Annotated in this window: 19 protein-coding genes and 1 pseudogene; 4 read left to right on the forward strand and 16 right to left on the reverse strand. The window is 71.6% G+C overall.

Annotated features, from left to right (window positions below):
* Window positions 1-25: 25 nt before the first annotated feature.
* The 3 genes from Prubr_RS01050 to Prubr_RS01060 all read right to left on the reverse strand — a co-directional run bounded on the left by Prubr_RS01050 (window position 26) and on the right by Prubr_RS01060 (window position 2,901).
* Complete coding sequence (locus tag Prubr_RS01050) at window positions 26-802, reverse strand: enoyl-CoA hydratase/isomerase family protein (protein ID WP_212820723.1); 777 nt, start codon at window positions 800-802, stop codon at window positions 26-28.
* Window positions 803-848: 46 nt separating this feature from the next.
* A complete protein-coding gene (locus Prubr_RS01055) occupies window positions 849-1,076 on the reverse strand; it encodes a helix-turn-helix domain-containing protein (RefSeq protein WP_212820725.1) in 228 nt (75 codons plus the stop codon).
* A 220-nt stretch (window positions 1,077-1,296) separates the two neighbouring features.
* Complete coding sequence (locus tag Prubr_RS01060) at window positions 1,297-2,901, reverse strand: ABC-F family ATP-binding cassette domain-containing protein (RefSeq protein WP_212820727.1); 1,605 nt, start codon at window positions 2,899-2,901, stop codon at window positions 1,297-1,299.
* Window positions 2,902-3,161: 260 nt separating this feature from the next.
* Here Prubr_RS01060 and ypfJ point away from each other — a divergent pair, with 260 nt between their 5' ends.
* Complete coding sequence (gene ypfJ, locus Prubr_RS01065; protein WP_212820729.1) at window positions 3,162-4,085, forward strand: KPN_02809 family neutral zinc metallopeptidase; 924 nt, start codon at window positions 3,162-3,164, stop codon at window positions 4,083-4,085.
* A 28-nt stretch (window positions 4,086-4,113) separates the two neighbouring features.
* Here the strand turns inward: ypfJ and Prubr_RS01070 are convergent, their stop codons facing one another.
* Entirely contained in the window at window positions 4,114-4,758 is a 645-nt protein-coding gene (locus tag Prubr_RS01070) for an acVLRF1 family peptidyl-tRNA hydrolase (RefSeq protein WP_212820731.1), read from the reverse strand.
* Between the two features lie 122 nt (window positions 4,759-4,880).
* On the opposite strand from Prubr_RS01070, the gene Prubr_RS01075 reads away from it, so the two are divergent.
* Window positions 4,881-5,576, forward strand: a complete 696-nt coding sequence (locus Prubr_RS01075; RefSeq protein ID WP_212820733.1) for a DNA alkylation repair protein — start codon at window positions 4,881-4,883, stop codon at window positions 5,574-5,576.
* Window positions 5,577-6,141: 565 nt separating this feature from the next.
* On the opposite strand, the gene Prubr_RS01080 is transcribed toward Prubr_RS01075, so the two are convergent.
* The 9 genes from Prubr_RS01080 to Prubr_RS01120 all read right to left on the reverse strand — a co-directional run bounded on the left by Prubr_RS01080 (window position 6,142) and on the right by Prubr_RS01120 (window position 13,579).
* Window positions 6,142-6,777 carry a LysE family transporter gene (locus tag Prubr_RS01080; RefSeq protein WP_212820735.1) on the reverse strand — a complete coding sequence of 212 codons (636 nt, stop codon included), beginning with the start codon at window positions 6,775-6,777 and terminating at the stop codon, window positions 6,142-6,144.
* 120 nt (window positions 6,778-6,897) lie between these two features.
* Window positions 6,898-7,296, reverse strand: coding sequence for a metal-sulfur cluster assembly factor (locus Prubr_RS01085; RefSeq protein WP_212820737.1), 399 nt, complete (start codon window positions 7,294-7,296; stop codon window positions 6,898-6,900).
* Window positions 7,293-7,751: a Fe-S cluster assembly sulfur transfer protein SufU gene (gene sufU / locus Prubr_RS01090; protein WP_212820740.1), complete on the reverse strand. Its 459-nt coding sequence runs from the start codon at window positions 7,749-7,751 to the stop codon at window positions 7,293-7,295. Before sufU ends, Prubr_RS01085 begins: the two co-directional genes overlap by 4 nt.
* Complete coding sequence (locus tag Prubr_RS01095) at window positions 7,751-9,055, reverse strand: cysteine desulfurase (protein ID WP_212820743.1); 1,305 nt, start codon at window positions 9,053-9,055, stop codon at window positions 7,751-7,753. The genes sufU and Prubr_RS01095 overlap by 1 nt, the downstream gene beginning before the upstream one ends.
* 29 nt (window positions 9,056-9,084) lie before the next feature.
* Entirely contained in the window at window positions 9,085-9,855 is a 771-nt protein-coding gene (sufC, locus tag Prubr_RS01100; protein WP_212820745.1) for a Fe-S cluster assembly ATPase SufC, read from the reverse strand.
* A complete protein-coding gene (locus Prubr_RS01105) occupies window positions 9,852-10,190 on the reverse strand; it encodes a non-heme iron oxygenase ferredoxin subunit (RefSeq protein WP_212820747.1) in 339 nt (112 codons plus the stop codon). The genes sufC and Prubr_RS01105 overlap by 4 nt, the downstream gene beginning before the upstream one ends.
* Window positions 10,190-11,332, reverse strand: coding sequence for a Fe-S cluster assembly protein SufD (gene sufD, locus Prubr_RS01110; protein ID WP_212820749.1), 1,143 nt, complete (start codon window positions 11,330-11,332; stop codon window positions 10,190-10,192). The genes Prubr_RS01105 and sufD overlap by 1 nt, the downstream gene beginning before the upstream one ends.
* A gap of 46 nt (window positions 11,333-11,378) precedes the next feature.
* Complete coding sequence (gene sufB, locus Prubr_RS01115; protein WP_212820751.1) at window positions 11,379-12,812, reverse strand: Fe-S cluster assembly protein SufB; 1,434 nt, start codon at window positions 12,810-12,812, stop codon at window positions 11,379-11,381.
* Window positions 12,809-13,579, reverse strand: a complete 771-nt coding sequence (locus Prubr_RS01120) for a helix-turn-helix transcriptional regulator (RefSeq protein ID WP_425517974.1) — start codon at window positions 13,577-13,579, stop codon at window positions 12,809-12,811. The genes sufB and Prubr_RS01120 overlap by 4 nt, the downstream gene beginning before the upstream one ends.
* A gap of 115 nt (window positions 13,580-13,694) precedes the next feature.
* On the opposite strand from Prubr_RS01120, the gene Prubr_RS01125 reads away from it, so the two are divergent.
* Complete coding sequence (locus Prubr_RS01125; protein WP_212820753.1) at window positions 13,695-14,666, forward strand: COX15/CtaA family protein; 972 nt, start codon at window positions 13,695-13,697, stop codon at window positions 14,664-14,666.
* A 38-nt stretch (window positions 14,667-14,704) separates the two neighbouring features.
* Here the strand turns inward: Prubr_RS01125 and Prubr_RS01130 are convergent, their stop codons facing one another.
* The 3 genes and pseudogenes from Prubr_RS01130 to Prubr_RS01140 all read right to left on the reverse strand — a co-directional run bounded on the left by Prubr_RS01130 (window position 14,705) and on the right by Prubr_RS01140 (window position 17,171).
* Entirely contained in the window at window positions 14,705-15,616 is a 912-nt protein-coding gene (locus Prubr_RS01130; RefSeq protein ID WP_212820755.1) for an ATP-grasp domain-containing protein, read from the reverse strand.
* Window positions 15,617-15,621: 5 nt separating this feature from the next.
* A pseudogene (locus tag Prubr_RS01135) lies at window positions 15,622-15,947 on the reverse strand (hypothetical protein).
* A gap of 231 nt (window positions 15,948-16,178) precedes the next feature.
* Window positions 16,179-17,171, reverse strand: coding sequence for a heme o synthase (locus Prubr_RS01140; RefSeq protein WP_425517975.1), 993 nt, complete (start codon window positions 17,169-17,171; stop codon window positions 16,179-16,181).
* 266 nt (window positions 17,172-17,437) lie between these two features.
* Here Prubr_RS01140 and tkt point away from each other — a divergent pair, with 266 nt between their 5' ends.
* Entirely contained in the window at window positions 17,438-19,576 is a 2,139-nt protein-coding gene (gene tkt, locus Prubr_RS01145) for a transketolase (protein WP_212827306.1), read from the forward strand.

A 19,576-nucleotide genomic window follows, 5' to 3' on the forward strand; every position in this document is an offset into this window, starting at 1 on the left:
GGTCCGCGGGTACCGGCCCTGCTGGTCAGTCGGTGGCGCCGGTGAGATCGCGCAGGCGTCGGGTCTGCGCCTCCCGCTCGGCCCGCTGCTGGTCGACGGGCGACCTGCCGCCCGCGCCGGCGAGCAGCGCCTTGATCTCGACGACCGCGTCGCGGTTGCCGGCCAGGATCGCCGCGGTCAGGTCGCGTACGGCGGCGTCGAGGTCGGCGCGCGGCACGACCACGTTGGCCAGGCCGAGCCGGTCGGCCTCGACGGCGTCGATCCGCCGCCCCGTCACACAGATCTCCAGGGCCCGGGCGTAGCCGACCAGGTCGACCAGCCGCTTGGTACCGGCCAGGTCGGGTACGAGCCCGAGGGTGACCTCGGCCATCGAGAGTTTCGCGTCGTCGGCGAGGACCCGCAGGTCGCAGGCGAGCGCGAGTTGGAACCCGGCGCCGATGGCGTGCCCCTGCACGGCCGCGACCGAGATCAGGTCGGGACGGTGCAGCCAGGTGAACCCGGCCTGGAACTCGGCGATGCGGTCGGCGCAGGCCTCGGGCGACATCCGGGCGAGGTCGGCGAACGAGCCCCCGCCCGGGTCGGGGTCGGCACCGCCGGCGACCGACAGGTCGAGGCCGGCGGAGAAGGCGCGGCCTTCGCCCCGGACCACGACCACGCGGACGTCACCGGACAGTTGCCGGGAGAACTCGCGCAGCGTCTCCCACATCGCGGGGGTCTGCGCGTTGAGCACGTCGGGCCGGCACAACGTCACTGTCGCGACCGGCCCGTCGCGGTCGAGCCGCACTCCGCTCGCTGTGCTCACCGGGGGATCCTGGCGTGGGCGGAGGCGGGAGAGGCTGAAGAGCTGGTCACGCCTTCTTGCGACGACGGGCGCCGCCGCGCTGACGCAACTGCACTCCGGACTCGGTGAGCACCCGGTGAACGAACCCGTAGGAGCGGCCCGTGGAGACCGCCAGGGCACGAATGCTCTCTCCCGAGGTGTACCGCTTTACAAGGTCCTTGGCGAGCGTCTGACGCTCGGCCCCGACGATGCGGCGACCCTTCTCAGTGCTGGTGGCTGTGCCAGTGGCTGCCATGTTGGAATCCTCACGTCCCAGACTGTGCGGTTCGATGCGGTCCCACCTATTAGACCGCCTCGAACGATCATGCGCCAGATATCATCTGTTCGCCAACCGACACGCGCGTCACTGTCGGCTACCCGATACCTGTATCGCAGTGAGCGCAAGTGTGCCCACCCCACTGAAATTTCACCGCACACACGGTGGATCCCCACACCCCCTGCGCGGAACGCTCCGGTCAGGCCAGCTCGACCAGTTCCAGCAGGTCGTCACTCCAGGCGTCCTCGTCACCGTCGGGCAACAGGATGGCCCGGTCGGGCTTGAGCGCCGTCACCGCACCGGGGTCGTGGGTCACCAGCACGATCGCGCCGGGATAGTTGGCGATCGCGTCGAGCACCTGCTCGCGGCTGACCGGGTCGAGGTTGTTCGTCGGCTCGTCCAGCAGCAGCACGTTGGCGCCCGAGCAGACCAGCGTGGCCAGGGCCAGCCTGGTCTTCTCGCCGCCGGAGAGCACCCCGGCGGGCTTGTCGACGTCCTCGCCGGAGAACAGGAAGGCACCGAGAATCTTGCGGAGCTCGGTGTCGGTCTGCTCGAACGCGGCGCTGCGCATGTGGTCGAGCACCGTACGGTCGACGTCGAGCGTCTCGTGCTCCTGCGCGTAGTAGCCCAGCCGCAGGCCGTGGCCGGCCTGCACCTCGCCGGTGTCGGGCTCCAGCAGGCCGCCGAGCATCCGCAGCAGGGTGGTCTTGCCGGCACCGTTGAGCCCCAGGATGGCGACCCGGGAGCCACGGTCGACCGCGACGTTGACGTCGGTGAAGATCTCCAACGAGCCGTACGACTTCGACAGGCCGGTCGCGGTCAGCGGGGTCTTGCCGCAGGCGGCCGGGGACGGGAACCGTACCTTGGCCACCTTGTCGGAGGCACGCACCTCCTCAAGACCGGACAGCAGCCGCTCGGCCCGGCGGGCCATGTTCTGCGCGGCGACGGTCTTGGTGGCCTTGGCCCGCATCTTGTCGGCCTGCGCCATCAGCGCGCCGGCCTTCTTCTCGGCGTTGGCCCGCTCGCGGCGGCGCCGCCGCTCGTCGGTGTCACGCTGCTCCAGGTAGGTCTTCCAGCCGACGTTGTAGGTGTCGACCACCGACCGGATCGCGTCGAGGTACCAGACCCGGTTGACCACCGCGTCGAGCAGCGACACGTCGTGGCTGATCACCACCAGGCCGCCCTTGTGACCGGCGAGGAAGCCGCGCAGCCAGGTGATCGAGTCGGCGTCGAGGTGGTTCGTCGGCTCGTCGAGCAGCAGGATGCCGCCGCCGTTCTCGCCGGCGTCGCGGAACAGGATCCGGGCCAGCTCGATCCGGCGGCGCTGGCCACCGGAGAGCGTGCCGATGGTCTGGGCGAGAACCCGGTCGGGCAGGCCGAGGTTGGCGCAGATCCGGGCCGCCTCGGCCTCGGCGGCGTAGCCGCCGAGCGAGGCGAACTGGTCCTCCAGCGCCCCGTAGCGACGTACGAGCCGGTCGTCGCCGCCGTCGGCGAGCTGCTGCTCGACCTCTTTCATCTGGGCCATCAGCACGTCGAGGCCGCGGGCGGACAGCACCCGGTCGCGCGCGGTGACCTCCAGATCCCCGGTACGCGGGTCCTGCGGCAGGTAGCCGATCGCACTGCGCCGGTCGATCTGGCCGGCGTACGGGGTGCCCTCACCGGCGAGCACCTTCAGGGTGGTGGTCTTGCCGGCGCCGTTGCGGCCCACGAGGCCGATCCGGTCGCCGGGCTGTACGCGCAGCGTGGTGTCGGACAGCAGGATGCGGGAGCCGGCGCGCAGTTCCAGACCGGTTGCAGTGATCATTTCGAAGGGCTCGCTCTCGATGGCGGAAAGGCTGGCTCGGGCACGCGGAAGCGCCGGCGGGTGGTTGACCCGTCGGCGCGGGGCGGTTCAGCCTTGGCAGAGCAGCACGGCGGAAAGTGTACCGGGTGTCGGGACCGACCTCCCAGCCGATTGCCAGGCAAGATCATCGGGTAGTCGGCAGAACAGCGGCACGCCGAAGGAACGGTGCCGGGATTGGCTGGGGTCGTCATGAGCGAGTGCGAGCGGAGCGAGCAGGCGTCATGGAGCTGAACGAGAACGCGCGGATCGACACCAGCCAGATCGAGGACCGGCGCGGTGCCGGCGGACGAGGAGGCGGCGGCCTCGGCGGCCTGCCCATCCCGCTGCCGGGCGGCGGCGGCAAGGGCGGCCTGGTCGTCCTCATCGCCGTCGTCGTGTTCACGCTCATTGGCGGCGGCTTCGGCCTCAACGCGCTGACCGGCGGCGAGGAACAGGGCGACAACGCCGCGATCGACCAGCGGTGCGCGGCCGACGACGCGCTGCGCCAGCTCGACTGCCGCAACGCCCTCTACGTCAACTCGGTGCAGGCGTACTGGCGCACGGCGCTGCCACAGCACTTCGGCCGGCAGTACCAGCCGGCGGACACGGTCTTCTTCGAGCAGGCGGTGAACACCGGCTGCGGCGCCGCGGACTCCGGCGTCGGCCCGTTCTACTGCCCCGCCGACCGCAAGGTCTTCATCGACCTGACCTTCTACCGGGTGCTTGCCGACCAGCTCGGCGCCGGCGGCGAGTTCGCGCAGCCGTACGTCGTCGCCCACGAGTACGGCCACCACGCGCAGACGCTGCTCGGCACCGAGGCGCAGATGCGCCGCCAGCAGCAGCGTGACCCACGCAACGCCAACGAGCTGTCGGTGCGGCTGGAGCTGCAGGCCGACTGCTACGCGGGGGCGTGGGCGAAGAACGCGACCGGCACCGCCGACGCGCAGGGGCAGCGGATCTTCACCAGCATCACCGACCGGGACATCCGCGAGGGCCTGGACACCGCGGCCGCGATCGGCGACGACACGATCCAGCGGCGGGCCGGCGGGCAGATCGACGAGTCGTCGTTCACCCACGGCACGGCGGCACAGCGGCAGGAGTGGTTCGGCCGCGGCTACCAGACCGGCGACCCGACCTCGTGCGACACGTTCGGCGGCGCCATCTGACCGGCTACGGTGCCGGCCCGGCCACCGCTCACGGGTCGCGGACCAGGACGCGTACCGCACGGGCGGCGGCCACCGCCTCGACCAGTACCGCGTGCCGGGGCTCGGGCACGTCGAGCAGCCGCTCGGCCCGCAGCGGCAGCAGCGGCGCCAGCCGCCGGTCGTCGAGGATCGTGTCGACCGTACGGCGGTCACCACCGCAGACGAGCGCGGACATCGTGCCGGCCGCCGGCAGGAGCAGTCGTACGGCGATGTCGCTCGCCCCGGCCGCGGCCGCCTTGGCCTGGTTGTCGCGCCGACGGGCGAACCGCTGCTGCGACCAGCCGCCGGCCGCGGTGCGGCTCTGCACGTAGCTGGTGTCGACCTTCGACCCGATCAGCCGGGTGCCGTCGGCCACGCCGACCGCGACCGCCGCCTTGCGGGCGAGCAGCAGACCGATCCGGCGGGACGCTCCGGCGGCGGCCACGAATCCGGCCAGGTCGGGTGCGGCGGCCGCCCCCGGCGGGGTGTGCAGTTCGGCGGTGGCGCCGTCCGGGGCGCTCAGGTGCAGGCCGTACCCGGTGGGTTCGGCGACCGGCGGACCGTGCCGGGCGGTGAAGTTCTCCACCCAGCGGGCCAGCCGGCCGGGCTCGACGTCGACCCAGCGGCCGCCGCCGGCCGCGGGGCGGGCGGTCACGTCGCCCCCTCGTGCCGCGCCGCGACGGCCCGGCGCCCGCCGGCCCGCGTGGTCATGTCACCCTCCGGATGATCGTCCATTCGGTCGACGGTACCGGGCGGCCCGGATGGCAGGATCTAGCCATGGTCGACGTGGCACCACCCCTGGCGGCCGCGGTGCTGGACCGGCTGACCACGGTGTTCGGTGCCGCCGCCGATCCGGCCCGGGGCGCGGGGATGGCCGCGTACATGCGCGACCGGTTCCCGTTCCTGGGCATCCAGGCGCCGGCCCGGACCGCGCTGGGGCGGCAGGTCCTGGCCGGGCTCGGGCGGCCGACCGAGGAGGACCTGCGGGCGGTCGCGGTCGGCTGCTGGGCGTTACCCGAACGCGAATACCAGTACTTCGCCTGTGACTGGCTGCGCCGCCACGCCCGGATCTGCTCGGCGGACTTCCTGTCGACCGCCCGCTGGCTGGTCACCACCAGGTCGTGGTGGGACACCGTCGACCCGCTGGCGGTACACCTGGTCGGACGGCTGGTCGCCACGCATCCGGAGCTGGTGCCGGCGATGGACGACTGGGTCGGCGACGACGACCCGTGGCTGGTGCGTACGGCGATCCTGCACCAGCTGAGCTACCGGGAGACGACCGACGCCGGACGGCTGTTCCGGTACTGCGTGCGGCAGGCCGGCCACCCCGACTTCTTCGTCCGCAAGGCGATCGGCTGGGCGCTGCGCGAGCACTCCCGGACCGACCCGGAGGCGGTCCGCGCCTTCGTGGCCGCGCACCGGGCGCGGCTGGCGCCGCTGTCGGTCCGCGAGGCGCTGAGGAACATCACCTGAACCCGCCACCGCCGGGCCGGACGATCCGGTCAGGCGCAGACCTCGGCGGCGTACGAGCGATGGGCGGCCTCGACACCGGCGACGGCGGCCAGCAGTGTGCCGACCCGCCCCGGCGTGGCCTCCCCGGCCACCCGCTCGACGGTCGCTGCCGCCGCCCGGAGGGACCGGACGGTTTCGCCCTGGTACGGCTGGAGCAGGTCATGGAATGCCGCGGCCTCACGACCGAGCTGGTCCAGCTATTCCTGCCCGAGCGTGTCCGCGACGGGCTGGCTGTCGGGTAGGGCACTGACGTCCGGAACCCGACAGGATGGCGGGGGGTGCGGGGGCGCACGCGGGCGTTCAGATGGAAAGGTCTGGTGTCGCGGCCGACAGCGAGTTCGCTGTGGATACGCCGGATTCGCTGTGGACCACAACAGCGGTACCGTCCCCCGGCGGTCGACGCCGGCACCCTGGTCACCGCCAGCCCGTCACCGCCAGCCCGTCACCGCCAGCCCGTCACCGCCAGCCCGTCACCGCCAGCCCGTCACGGCCAACCCGTCGCCACCGGCTCGACACCGGCAGCCCGTCACGGCCAGCCGGGCACGAGCAGACCGAGCGCGAGTACGACCACGAGCACGCTCGACGCGAGCGCGGTCAGCAGTCGTCCACGCGGCCCCGCGAGCAGCCGGCCGACCAGCGAACCGCCGCCGGCGACGAGCAGCTGCCAGCTCGCCGACGCGGCGAACACCGCCAGCACGAACACCGCTTCGGCGGCGGCGGTGCGCCCGTCGGCCGCCCGCCGGCCCAGCACCAGGGCGGCGAAGTAGATCACGGTCATCGGGTTGAGCAGGGTCAGCGCCAGCAGCCCGGCGTACGCCCGGGACGGGGTCGACAGTGCCCGGTCGGTGCCCGCCGCGGCGGCCGGGTTGCGGTGCCGGCGTACGGCACTGACGGCCGTGTGCGCGGCGAGGACGACGAGAACCGCGACCGCGACCCAGCGCAGCGGCCCGGCGACCGGGGTGATCAGGTCGGCGAGGGCGGCACCCCCGAGCACGGCGACGGCGGCGTAGACGCCGTCTGCGGTGGCGACGCCGAGGGCGGCGGCGGCACCGACCCGCAGCGAGGTGCGGGCGGTCAGCCCGATGACGAGTACGGCGATGGCACCGACCGGTACGGCGACGCCGTAGCCGGCCAGCAGCCCGGCGGCGATCGCGTCGGTCATGGCCGGTCAGGGTCGGCGGGAGTGTTCACGCCGCAGATTCTGGCCGGGCCGCCGCGGCCGCCACCACCAAATATCGGTACGGCCGCCGGGCGGACTTCCCCACCCGGCGGCCGAAATACGTCAGACGTTGAAGCCGAGAGCCCGCAGCTGGTCGCGGCCCTCGTCAGTGATCTTGTCGGGGCCCCACGGCGGCAGCCACACCCAGTTGATCCGGAAGTCCTGGACCAGGCCACCACCCGGACCGGTGGTCAGCGCCTGCCGGGTCTGGTCCTCGATCACGTCGGTCAGCGGGCAGGCCGCCGACGTCAGCGTCATGTCCAGGGTCGCCACGTTCTCGTCGTCGACGTGGACGCCGTAGACCAGGCCGAGGTCGACGACGTTGATGCCGAGCTCGGGGTCGACGACGTCCTTCATCGCCTCTTCGACGTCGGCGATCGCGGCCTTCGAGACCTCCGCCGGGGCGGTCGCCACACCCTGCGTCTCCGCCGGCGTCGTGGCGCCGGTGTCGTCCGTGCTCATGCCTTCACCTCCGGGCTCGCGCCCACACCGGCGCGCGCCGCCGCGTCCTTGAACGCCATCCACGGCAGCAGCGCGCATTTCACCCGGGCGGGGTAGCGGGCGACGCCTGCGAACGCCACCCCGTCGCCCAGTACTTCCTCGTCGGGGGTCACCTGGCCACGCCCGGACAGCAGCTCCACGAACGCCTCGTGGACCGTGAACGCGTCGTCGGTGCCCCGGCCGGAGAGCAGCTCGTGCAGCACGCTCGCCGACGCCTGGCTGATCGAGCAGCCCATGCCGTCGTACGAGATGTCGCCGAGCCTGCCGCCGTCGACGGCGACCCGGACCGTCACCTCGTCTCCGCAGGTCGGGTTGACGTGATGCGCCTCGCCGCCGAACGGCTCGCGCAGCCCGCGCCCGTGCGGGTGCTTGTAGTGGTCCAGGATGATCTCCTGGTAGAGCTGGTCGAGCTGCATCAGCCGAACACCTTCCGCACCTGGTCGAGGCCGCGCACCAGGGCGTCGACCTCGTCCGTCGTCGTGTAGAGGTAGAACGACGCGCGGGTCATCGCCGGCACGCCGTACCGCACGCACAGCGGACGCGCGCAGTGGTGTCCGACCCGGACCTCGATCCCGTGTGCGTCGAGCACCTGCCCCACGTCGTGCGGATGCACTCCGTCGAAGCCGAACGACAGCGTGCCGCCCCGGCCGACCGGCACCTGCGGCCCGAAGATCCGCAGGCCGGGCACGGTCGACAGCGCGTCGAGCGCGTACGCGGTCAGCTCCTTCTCGTGCCACTGGATCGCCCGCATCCCGACCGCCGACAGGTAGTCGACGGCCGCCCCGAGACCGACCGCCTCGGCGATCGGCGGGGTGCCGGCCTCGAACTTGGCCGGCGCGGCCGCGAACGTCGACCGTTCCAGCGTCACCGTCTCGATCATCGACCCGCCGCCGAGGAACGGCGGCATCGCGTCGAGCAGCTCCGCCCTCCCCCACAGCGCGCCGATACCGGTCGGCCCGCACATCTTGTGCCCGGTGAAGGCCAGGAAGTCGATGCCGAGGTCGGCGACGTCGACCGGCAGGTGCGGCACCGCCTGCGAGGCGTCGAGCATCACCAGGGCGCCGACCTCGCGGGCCCGGGCGGTGATCGCCGACGTCGGGTTGACGGTGCCGAGCACGTTCGAGACCAGCGCGTACGACACCAGCCTGGTCCGCTCGTTGACCAGCTCCCCGAGCTGGGTCAGGTCGAGCCGGCCGGCGTCGGTGACCCGGAACCAGCGCAGCGTCGCTCCGGTGCGCTGGCACAGCAGCTGCCACGGCACGATGTTGGAGTGGTGCTCCATTTCGGAGATCACCACCTCGTCGCCGGGACCGAGCCGGAACCGCGGGTCGGCGGCCGGGTCGACCGAGGCGTTGGAGAAGGCGTACGCCACCAGGTTGATCGACTCGGTGGCGTTCTTGGTGAACACCACCTCGTCGGGGCTGGCGGCGCCGATGAACGTGGCCACCTTCGCCCGGGCGCCCTCGTACGCCTCGGTCGCCTCGGTGCCGACCGTGTGCACCGAACGGGACACGTTGCCGTTGTGCCGCTCGTTGTGCTCGCGGATCGCGTCGAGCACCTGGCGGGGCCGCTGTGAGGTGGCCCCGCTGTCCAGGTAAACCAGCTTGTGCCCGTTGACCTGGCGGTCCAGGATCGGGAAGTCGGCGCGGATCTTCTCGACGTCGAAGCGCGGCACGTCGTCGTACTGCGGCATGCCCGGTGGGATGGCGATGACGGTCATCGGGACCGACCCTTCTCGCGGACCGACGTTCAGGCCGCCGCGCCGGCGCCGGCGACGTAGCGCTCGTAGCCTTCGGCCTCGAGCTTCTCGGCCAGCTCCGGGCCGCCCTCCTCGACGATCCGGCCGGCGACGAAGACGTGCACGAAGTCCGGCTTGATGTAGCGCAGGATCCGGGTGTAGTGCGTGATCAGCAGCAGGCCGGTGTCGCCGGTCGACCGGACCCGGTTGACGCCCTCGCTGACCACCCGCAGGGCGTCGATGTCGAGGCCGGAGTCGGTCTCGTCGAGGATCGCCACCTTCGGCTTGAGCAGCTCGAGCTGCACGATCTCGTGCCGCTTCTTCTCGCCGCCGGAGAAACCCTCGTTGACGTTGCGCTGGGCGAACGACGGGTCCATCTGCAGGCGCTCCATGGCGCCACGCAGCTCGCCGGCCCAGGTGCGCAGCTTCGGCGCCTCGCCGTCGACCGCGGTCTTCGCCGTACGCAGGAAGTTGGCGACCGAGACGCCGGGCACCTCGACCGGGTACTGCATGGCCAGGAAGAGGCCGGCGCGGGCCCGCTCGTCGACGGTCATCGCCAGCACGTCGTCGCCGTCGAGGGTCACCGTGCCGCCGGTGATCTCGTACTTGGGGTGGCCGGCGATCGAGTACGCCAGCGTCGACTTGCCGGACCCGTTCGGGCCCATGATGGCGTGGGTCTCCCCCGCCTTCACGGTCAGGTTCACCCCGGCCAGGATCGGCTTCAGCTCGCCCTCGGGCAGCTTGACCGACACCTGTAGGTCACGAATCTCCAGAACACTCATGGTGCCGTTACTCCATTGGTGGGCGTGAGACTGACGTAGATGTCGCCGTCGCGTACTTCGACGGGGTAGACGGGTACGGGTTCGGTGGCGGGCAGCCCGGTGGGCTCGCCGGTACGCAGGTCGAAGCGAGAGCCGTGCAGCCAGCACTCGATCGTGCAGCCGTCGATCTCCCCCTCGGACAGCGCGACCGCGGCGTGCGAGCACTCGTCGTACACGGCGTGGAAGGTGCCGTCCTCGGCGTGCACCACCGCGATCTCGGTGCCGTCCACGTCGGCGCGTACGGCGGTCGCCTTGGGGATGTCCTCGGTGGAACAGATCCGGACGAAGTCCGTCATCACGCTCCCGCCCGGATCAGCCGGTCCTCGATCGCCTGACCGAGCCGCTCCCGCAGCTCCCCGACCGGAATCTTGTTGACCAGCTCGGCGAAGAAGCCGCGGACCACGAGCTTGCGGGCCTCGGACTCCGGGATGCCCCGGGCCATCAGGTAGAACAGCTGCTCGTCGTCGAACCGGCCGGTCGCGCTCGCGTGCCCGGCACCGGCGACCTCACCGGTCTCGATCTCCAGGTTGGGCACCGAGTCGGCCCGCGCCCCGTCGGTGAGCAGCAGGTTCCGGTTGATCTCGTACGTCTCGGTGCCGGTCGCCTCGGCCTGGATCAGCACGTCGCCGACCCAGACGGTGTGCGCGCCGTCGCCCTGGAGCGCGCCGCGGTAGCCGACGTCGCTGCGGCAGTCGGGCACGGTGTGGTCGACCAGCTGCCGGTGCTCCAGGTGCTGGCCGGCGTCGGCGAAGTAGAGGCCGTACAGCTCGGCCTCGCCACCGCGACCGGTGTATTCGACGCTGGTGAACTGCCGGACCAGGTCGCCGCCGAGGGTCACCTGCACGTGCGTCACCCGCGCGTCGCGGCCGAGCCGGACCTTGAGGTGCTGGGCCTGGACCGAGTCGGCGGCCCAGTCGGTCACCGTCACCAGGGTGAGCTTCGCCCCGTCGGCGACCGCCACCTCGACGTTGTCGGCCAGCGTCGCCGAGCCGACGTGCTCCAGCACGAGCGTCACCTCGGCGAAGCGGCCCACCTCGACGAACGTGTGCCCGAAGGCGACGCCCTCGGCACCGCCGCCGACAACCCGCAGCAGCGCCGGCTCGGCGACGACCGCGTCGGCGTCGACGGTGACCAGCAGCGCCTGCCCGGCACCGCCGTGGGCGAGCGCGCTGATCCGGTCGAACGGTGTCAGCACGCTGCCGATCCGCGGGTCGGTCCGGTCGATGGTGGACACGCCGACCCCGGCCGGCAGCTGGCCGTACTCGTGCTTGACCTCGGCGGTCGCCGCCGGCACCGCCGTGGCCAGGCCGCGCAGGCGCTTGAGCGGCGTGAACCGCCACTCCTCCTCCAGGCCGGTCAGGGCCGGGAAGTCCGCGACGTCGTACGAACGCAGCGCCTGCGACTTGGTCTTCGGCGGCGCGATGGCTTCGGTTGTCATCTCGTCCTTGGTCTCGTCTCGCGAAAGGTGACCGGTGCGGTCGGCGTCAGCCGACCGCGCCCTCCATCTGCAGCTCGATCAGGCGGTTGAGCTCCAGTGCGTATTCCATCGGCAGCTCCTTGGCGATCGGCTCGATGAAGCCGCGCACGATCATCGCCATCGCCTCGTCCTCGCTCAGGCCGCGGCTCATCAGGTAGAAGAGCTGGTCGTCGCTGACCTTGGAGACGGTCGCCTCGTGCCCCATCGCCACGTCGTCCTCGCGGATGTCGACGTAGGGGTAGGTGTCGGAGCGGGAGATGGTGTCGACCAGCAGCGCGTCGCACTTCACCGTCGACCGGCTGTGGTGCGAGCCCTCCAGGACCTGGACCAGACCCCGGTACGACGTACGGCCGCCGCCGCGGGCGATCGACTTGGACACGATCGTGCTGGAGGTGTGCGGCGCCGCGTGCACCATCTTGGCGCCGGCGTCCTGGTGCTGGCCCTCGCCGGCCATCGCCACGGACAGCACCTCGCCCTTGGCGTGCGGGCCGGTCATGTAGACGGCGGGGTACTTCATCGTCACCTTGGAGCCGATGTTGCCGTCGATCCACTCCATGGTCGCGCCCTCGTGGCAGACGGCGCGCTTGGTGACCAGGTTGTAGACGTTGTTCGACCAGTTCTGGATGGTCGTGTAGCGGCAGCGGGCGTTCTTCTTCACGATGATCTCGACGACCGCGCTGTGCAGCGAGTCGGACGAGTAGATCGGCGCCGTGCAGCCCTCGACGTAGTGCACGTAGGCACCCTCGTCGACGATGATCAGGGTCCGCTCGAACTGGCCCATGTTCTCGGTGTTGATCCGGAAGTACGCCTGGAGCGGAATCTCCACGTGCACGCCCTTCGGCACGTAGATGAACGAGCCACCGGACCACACCGAGGTGTTCAGCGCGGCGAACTTGTTGTCGCCGACCGGGATCACGGTGCCGAAGTACTCCTTGAAGATGTCCTCGTGCTCCTTCAGCGCGGTGTCGGTGTCGAGGAACACCACACCCTGCTCCTCGAGGTCCTCGCGGATCTTGTGGTAGACGACCTCGGACTCGTACTGCGCCGCGACACCGGCCACCAGGCGCTGCTTCTCGGCCTCGGGGATGCCCAGCCGGTCGTACGTCGCCTTGATGTCCTCGGGCAGGTCCTCCCAGCTGGCGGCCTGCTTCTCGGTGGAGCGGACGAAGTACTTGATGTTGTTGAAGTCGATGCCGGAGAGGTCGGCGCCCCAGTTCGGCATCGGCTTGCGGTCGAACAGCCGCAGGCCCTTCAGGCGCAGGTCGAGCATCCAGGCGGGCTCGTTCTTCTTGGCGGAGATGTCACGCACCACCGCCTCGTTGAGGCCACGCTGGGCGGCTGCCCCGGCCACGTCGGAGTCGGCCCAGCCGTATTCGTACTTGCCCAGGGCGGCGAGGTGCTCCTCCTGGGTCACGACGGGCTGGACGATCTGCTCGGTCATCTATCTGTCCTCACAGGGTTGGCAGTGGTGTGCGGTCCACCCGGCTGTGCCGGGATGTGCGTGGTGCACACCCCGTCGCCGTGGGCGATCGTGGCGAGGCGCTGCACGTGGGAACCGATCAGGCGGGAGATGACCGCGGTCTCGGCCTCGCACAACTGGGGAAACTCGGCGGCCACGTGGGCCACCGGGCAGTGGTGCTGGCACAACTGGCCGCCCGACGCGATCGTGGACGCGTTGGCAGCGTAGCCCTCGGCGGTCAGCACCGTGGCGAGGGCCTCGGCCCGGGCCAGCGGCTCGTCGCCGGCGTCCTCCATCGCCGTCCGGCAGCGTGCCTCCAGGTCGGCGACCTGCTCGGCGGCGAACGAGTCGACGGCCTCGGCACCGCCGGTGCGGGCGATCCAGCGCAGCGCCGCGGTGGCCATCCCGTCGTAGGTGTGCCGTCCGCAGCGCAGTCGCGCGGCGTCGGTCAGCACGAAGACCTTGGCGGGGCGGCCGCGGCCGCGGTGCCCACGCACCGACTGCTCGCGGGCGACGACGTCGCCGTCGGCGAGCAGGGCGTCGAGGTGCCGGCGGATCGCGGCGGGGCTCAGTCCCAGCTCGGCGCCGAGCTGGGCGGCGGTGGCCGCCCCCTGGGCCAGTAGGAGCTGGAGGACCCGGTCGCGGGTGCGCCCGTCGGCGGTCGGCCCACCGGCCGGCGCGGCTGCGGCGGCGCCGGAGGCCGGCTCGGCCACCGGGGTGTGGGTAGACACCACCACCGCGTTTTTCACAACGGCAACGTTACGTAATTCGCCGCGGCCCCGCAACCGGCCGCCCGTGATCCATGCCACGGGGGCCGCCGGGCCGCACGGAGGACCGAAAACTACAGAACGTAGGATTACCGCCGTGACCCAATCCGCCCGGTTTTCCGTGCGCCCGTCGCTGGTCCGGCGGATCGCGCTGGCCTCGATCATCGCCAACGTCGGAATCGTCGTCACCGGCGGGGCCGTCCGGCTGACCGCGTCCGGGCTCGGCTGCCCGACCTGGCCACGCTGCACCGACGAGTCGTACGTCTCCACCGCCGAGATGGGCATCCACGGCGCCATCGAGTTCGGCAACCGGCTGCTGACCTTCGCCGTCGGTGCCGTGGCCCTCGCCGCGCTCGTCGCCGTGCTGCTGCACCGGCCACGCCGGCGCTCGCTGGTGCTGCTCGCCCTGGCCGTGCTCGCCGGCATCGCCGTGCAGGCGATCATCGGCGGGATCACCGTGCACACCGACCTGCACCCGATGATCGTCGGCATCCACTTCGTGGGCTCGATGGCGCTGCTGTTGCTGACGTACGCGCTGTGGCGGCGGATCGGCGAGTCCGACGGGCCGAAGGTGCGCACCGTACCCGCGCCGCTGCACGCGCTGGTCTGGATCACCACGGCGGTCAGCGCCGCCGTGATCATGGTCGGCACGCTGGTGACCGGCAGCGGCCCGCACGCCGGCGACGCCGACGCCGAACGCAACGGCCTGGACCCGGCCACGATTTCGCAGCTGCACGCCGACCTGGTGTTCCTGCTCATCGGGCTGTCGGTGGCGCTGTGGCTGGCCCTGAAGGCCGTCGGCGCCCCGCCGCGGGCCGTCCGGGCGGCCGTGGTCCTGCTGGTGGTGGAGTTGGCGCAGGGCGTTGTCGGCTTCGTGCAGTACCTCACCGACCTGCCGGTGCTGCTGGTCGGGCTGCACATGCTCGGGTCCTGCCTGGTCTGGCTGGCCACCCTGGCGGTGCTCTGGTCGACCCGGGAACGCCCGCCGGTCGGTGCGGCCACGACCCCGCCGGCCGACCCCGGCGACCCGGCGGAGCGGGCCGACCGGGAACTCGCACCGGCCCGCTGACCGGCCGCCCCGGCTGACCGGTACGTCGGCGCGGGCCGTCAGCCCAACCGGGCGGCGACGGCGTCGGCGAAGCGCTCCGCGGCGCCGTCGGCGTACGGGAAGAACAGCGACGGTTCGGTCAGTTCCAACTCGACCAGCAGCGGGCTGTCGTCGGCGTCGGGAATCAGATCGACCCGGGCGTAGAGCAACCGGTCCGGCCCGCCGGGCACCAGGTCGAGCACGCGGGCGGCGACGGCCAGTTCGGCCGCGGTGGCGGTACGGGCGGAGATGTTCTCCTCCTTGTACAACTCCTCGCCACCGAGGTCGGGACCGGTCAGCATCGCACCCTTGCGGATGCTGTGGCTGAACGTGAGCCCGCCCGGCCCGCCCAGGAACACCAGCGCCGCCTCGCCCGCCGTGTCGACCGCCGACAGGTAGGGCTGCACCATCGTGAGCCGTCCGGCCGCCCCGAGGCGGGCGGCGTGCGCCGCCGCGAGCCGCCGGTGCCCGGCGTCGTCGAGCAGGTAACGGCCGGTGTCCCGACTGCCGGCGCTGACCGCCGGCTTGACGACGTACTCCCCGGTGGTCGGCGGCGACCAGGTGTCGGCGGGCTCCAGCCAGGTGGTGGGGACCACCGGCACGCCGCCGGCGGCCAGCTCGCGCAGGTAACGCTTGTCGGTGTTCCAGACCACGACGTCGGCCGGATTGGCCAGCCGGGGCACGGTGGCCGCCCAGGCGACGAAGTCGGCCCGGCGCGGGACGTAGTCCCACGGCGAGCGCAGTACGGCGAGGTCGTACCCGGCCCAGTCGACGTCGGCGTCCCAGGACACCATGTCGACCGCCACGCCCCGCCGGACCAGGGCGTCGTACGCCGGGCGGTCGTCGGGGTCGAGGTCGGGAAGTTCGGCGCAGGTGACGAAGGCGACCCGGGAGTCCCGGGCCGCCTTCAACGGAGGTTCGGATTGGATCATGTGGCCTAGCGTGACATGGCCCGGCGGCCCATCGAACGCCACAGGTCGTTGCTGGGGCGCATCTGGTCCATCAGCTCGCGCTCCCACTCGTTCTCCACCTCGACGCCGGCGGTCGCGCACGCCTCCCGGGCGACCATCGTGTCGTCGGCGAACTGGTCCCCCAGACCCCGTCCTGCCCCACGAGCACGATCCGCGCCCCACGCTTGCCCACGTACTCGATGACCGCCTTCGCCCCGCCGTGCTCGGTGACGAAGGACTTCAAACCGGTGACGAGGCCCGTGGGGGTCTGGATCGGAGCGGTCGTCAGGGTCGTATCGGAACCATCTGCCATGAGGCGAGAGTAAGCAGACCACCAACGACACGCGCAGAATCCACGCGGTCTTTGTGACGCCCATTACCTGGACGTTTAGAACAACACGCCGGTGTTTTGTATGGATTTTTCGTGACAAAGCGGTTGAAACCAAATGACCAAATCGGGCACTGATTAACTGCTGTCACATGTTGGACAAGTGGGCGGAACAATCAGGCGATTCAGCGCCGGACACTGGCAGAACGGACGGGCTCAGAGCAGGGCGTCGAGCGCGACCGCGATGAACAACACCGTCAGGTAGGTGGTCGACCAGTGGAACAGCCGCATCGGCCGCAGCGGCTCGCCCCGCCGGGAGCGGTTGACCAGGCGGTGCGCCTCGAGCAGGAACACACCACCGAGCACCAGCGCGGTCGCGCCGTAGATCGGCGACATCCCGAGCGGCCAGACGGCCACCGAGGCGGCCACGGTGAGCCACGAGAAGAGCAGGATCTCGGTGTTGACCCGGCGGGCCGAGGCGACCACCGGCAGCATCGGGATGCTGGCCCGTGCGTAGTCGTCCTTGTACTTGATGGCCAGGGCGTAGAAGTGCGGCATCTGCCAGAAGAACACCACCGCGAACAGCGCCCACGCCGCCGGCGACAGCGACCCGGTCACCGCGGCCCAGCCGATCAGCACCGGCGCCGACCCGCACGCCCCGCCCCAGAACGTGTTCATCGGCGTGGTGCGCTTGAGCCACATGGTGTAGACGAGGTCGTAGTAGGCGATCGCGGCGAGCGTCAACACCGTCGCCAACCAGTTGGTGAAGACCGCCATGATCGTCACGGACACCACGGCGAGCACCAGACCGAAGACCAGCGCCTGCTTCGGCGCCACCACGTGGGTCGGCAGCGGCCGGCGCTTCGTACGCCGCATCAGCTGGTCGATGTCCCGGTCGATGTAGCAGTTGAGCGCGTTGGCCGCGCCCGCCGCGAGCGAGCCGCCGACCAGCACGACCGCGACCAGCCACAGCGACGGCAGGCCGCCCGCCGCCAGCATCATCGCCGGCACGGTGGTCACCAGCAGCAGCTCGACGATGCGCGGCTTGGTCAGCGCGACGTACGCCCGAACGACGCCGACGACGTCCCGACCACGCGCCCGGCCGGCCGGTGCGCCGTCGACGGCCGGTCCCTCCGCCGTGACCGGCCCGGAGCCGATCTGGGCACCAGGCGCCCTCCCGTGGACAGGGCGCTCGGTGATCATGCTCACGGATTGCCACCTTCCGGCGTCGGCGCGGGAGTTCGGGGCGGCGGGGTGACCGGCAAGGTCACTGTGCCGACCGACAGCGTACGCGCCACCATTTGCGCAGCTTGGGGCACCCGGTATAGGTGCGGCCGGTCACACCGTGTTAGGGCGTGTCGCTCCGGCGCGGCCCGCCGCGACGCGCCGGACCGGCGAGTTCGGCGTACGGATGTTTAGCCTCGCTCGATAGGGTCACGAAAGAGGGTTCCGCTGACCTGCCGAGGAGCACAATCATCGTGGCCAACCGATCCGAGCATGCCCCACTGAACTGGTCCGACCTGGACCGCCGGGCCGTCGACACCGCGCGGGTGCTGGCCGTCGACGCCGTGGAGAAATCCGGCAACGGCCACCCCGGTACGGCGATGAGCCTGGCCCCCGTCGCATACCTGCTCTTCAACCGGGTCATGCGGCACAATCCGGCCGACCCGCACTGGCCGGGCCGGGACCGGTTCGTGCTGTCCGCCGGGCACTCCAGCCTCACCCTCTACGTCCAGCTCTTCCTCAACGGCTTCGGGCTCGGCCTGGAAGACCTCCAGTCGCTGCGCCAGTGGGGTTCGCTGACGCCGGGTCACCCCGAGCACGGGCACACCAACGGCGTCGAAACCACCACCGGCCCGCTCGGGCAGGGCGTCGGCAACGCCGTCGGCATGGCGATGGCCGCCCGGCGCGAACGCGGCCTGCTCGACCCCGACGCCCCGGCCGGACAGTCCCTCTTCGACCACCACATCTGGTGCATCGCCTCGGACGGCGACATCGAGGAGGGCATCAGCCACGAGGCCAGCGCCCTCGCCGGCCACCAGCAGCTCGGCAACCTCGTCCTGATCTACGACGACAACGAGATCTCGATCGAGGACGACACCCGGATCGCCAAGAGCGAGGACGTCGCCGCCCGCTACGCGGCGTACGGCTGGCACGTGCAGACCGTCGACTGGCGGCGCGGCGACGCCGACCAGGACGACTACCACGAGGACGTCGAGGCGCTGTACGCCGCGCTACTCGCCGCGAAGGCGGAGACCGGCAGGCCGTCGTTCATCGCACTGCGCACCATCATCGGCTGGCCGGCCCCCAACAAGCGGAACACCGGCAAGATCCACGGATCGGCGCTCGGCGCCGACGAGGTCGCCGCGACCAAGGAGCTGCTCGGCTTCGACCCGGCGGCCAGCTTCGCCGTCGACGACAAGGTGCTCGCCCACGCCCGCGAGGCCCTCGACCGCGGCCGCGCCGCCGCGGCGCAGTGGCAGACCGCGTTCGACGCCTGGGCGCAGGCCGACGCCGGGCGGGCCGCGCTCTTCCAGCGGCTGTCGACGCGTACCCTGCCGGCGGGCTGGACCGACGCGCTGCCGTCGTGGCCGGCGGACGCCAAGCCGATCGCCACCCGGGCCGCCTCCGGCCAGGTCCTGAACGCCCTCGCCCCGGTCCTGCCGGAACTGTGGGGCGGCTCCGCCGACCTCGCCGAGAGCAACAACACCACCATGAAGGGCGAGCCGTCGTTCGTGCCGGCCGAGCACGCGACCCGGGAGTTCCCCGGCAACCCGTACGGCCGCACCCTGCACTTCGGCATCCGCGAGCACGCGATGGGCGCCATCCTCAACGGCATCACCCTGCACGGCGGCACCCGCCCCTACGGCGGCACCTTCCTGGTGTTCAGTGACTACATGCGGCCGGCCGTACGGCTCGCGGCGCTGATGAAGCTGCCGGTCGTCTACGTCTGGACCCACGACTCGATCGGGCTGGGCGAGGACGGCCCGACCCACCAGCCGGTGGAGCACGTGTCGGCGCTGCGGGCCATTCCGGGCCTCGACGTGGTCCGGCCGGCCGACGCCAACGAGACCGCCTGGGCCTGGCGGCAGGCCCTCGAGCACACCGACCGGCCCACCGCCCTCGCCCTGACCAGGCAGAACGTTCCCGTGCTGGACCGCACCTCGCTCGCCGGGGCGGAGGGGACCGCCAAGGGCGGCTACGTCCTGGCCGACGCGTCGAACGCCCAGCCGCAGGTCATCCTGATCGGCACCGGTTCCGAGGTCGAGCTCTGCCTCGTCGCCCGCGAGCGGCTGGAGGCCGACGGCACCCCGACCCGGGTCGTGTCGATGCCGTGCCAGGAATGGTTCCGGGCGCAGGACGAGGCATACCGTGAGTCGGTCCTGCCACGCGGGGTAAAGGCACGGGTGAGCGTGGAGGCCGGGATCGCCATGTCGTGGCGGGACCTGGTCGGCGACTGCGGTGAGTCGGTGAGCCTGGAGCACTACGGGGCGAGTGCGCCGTACAAGGTGCTCTACGAGCAGTTCGGGTTCACCGCCGACAACGTCGTCGCGGCCGCCCACGCGTCGCTGACCCGGGTGGGCGCCATCACCGGCACCACCACCGGCAACTGA

This window comes from Polymorphospora rubra (assembly GCF_018324255.1).
Classification (GTDB): domain Bacteria; phylum Actinomycetota; class Actinomycetes; order Mycobacteriales; family Micromonosporaceae; genus Polymorphospora; species Polymorphospora rubra.

What these genes read in the sequence shown, in the direction of transcription:
- ypfJ (WP_212820729.1), top strand. Translation starts at nt 3,162, where the DNA reads ATGGAGCTGAACGAGAACGCGCGGATCGACACCAGCCAGATCGAGGAC.
- Prubr_RS01080 (WP_212820735.1), bottom strand. Translation starts at nt 6,777, where the DNA reads ATGACCGACGCGATCGCCGCCGGGCTGCTGGCCGGCTACGGCGTCGCC.
- Prubr_RS01055 (WP_212820725.1), bottom strand. Translation starts at nt 1,076, where the DNA reads ATGGCAGCCACTGGCACAGCCACCAGCACTGAGAAGGGTCGCCGCATC.
- sufB (WP_212820751.1), bottom strand. Translation starts at nt 12,812, where the DNA reads ATGACCGAGCAGATCGTCCAGCCCGTCGTGACCCAGGAGGAGCACCTC.
- Prubr_RS01130 (WP_212820755.1), bottom strand. Translation starts at nt 15,616, where the DNA reads ATGATCCAATCCGAACCTCCGTTGAAGGCGGCCCGGGACTCCCGGGTC.
- sufU (WP_212820740.1), bottom strand. Translation starts at nt 7,751, where the DNA reads ATGCAGCTCGACCAGCTCTACCAGGAGATCATCCTGGACCACTACAAG.
- Prubr_RS01075 (WP_212820733.1), top strand. Translation starts at nt 4,881, where the DNA reads ATGGTCGACGTGGCACCACCCCTGGCGGCCGCGGTGCTGGACCGGCTG.
- Prubr_RS01095 (WP_212820743.1), bottom strand. Translation starts at nt 9,055, where the DNA reads ATGACCGTCATCGCCATCCCACCGGGCATGCCGCAGTACGACGACGTG.
- Prubr_RS01060 (WP_212820727.1), bottom strand. Translation starts at nt 2,901, where the DNA reads ATGATCACTGCAACCGGTCTGGAACTGCGCGCCGGCTCCCGCATCCTG.
- Prubr_RS01105 (WP_212820747.1), bottom strand. Translation starts at nt 10,190, where the DNA reads ATGACGGACTTCGTCCGGATCTGTTCCACCGAGGACATCCCCAAGGCG.
- sufD (WP_212820749.1), bottom strand. Translation starts at nt 11,332, where the DNA reads ATGACAACCGAAGCCATCGCGCCGCCGAAGACCAAGTCGCAGGCGCTG.
- Prubr_RS01085 (WP_212820737.1), bottom strand. Translation starts at nt 7,296, where the DNA reads ATGAGCACGGACGACACCGGCGCCACGACGCCGGCGGAGACGCAGGGT.
- sufC (WP_212820745.1), bottom strand. Translation starts at nt 9,855, where the DNA reads ATGAGTGTTCTGGAGATTCGTGACCTACAGGTGTCGGTCAAGCTGCCC.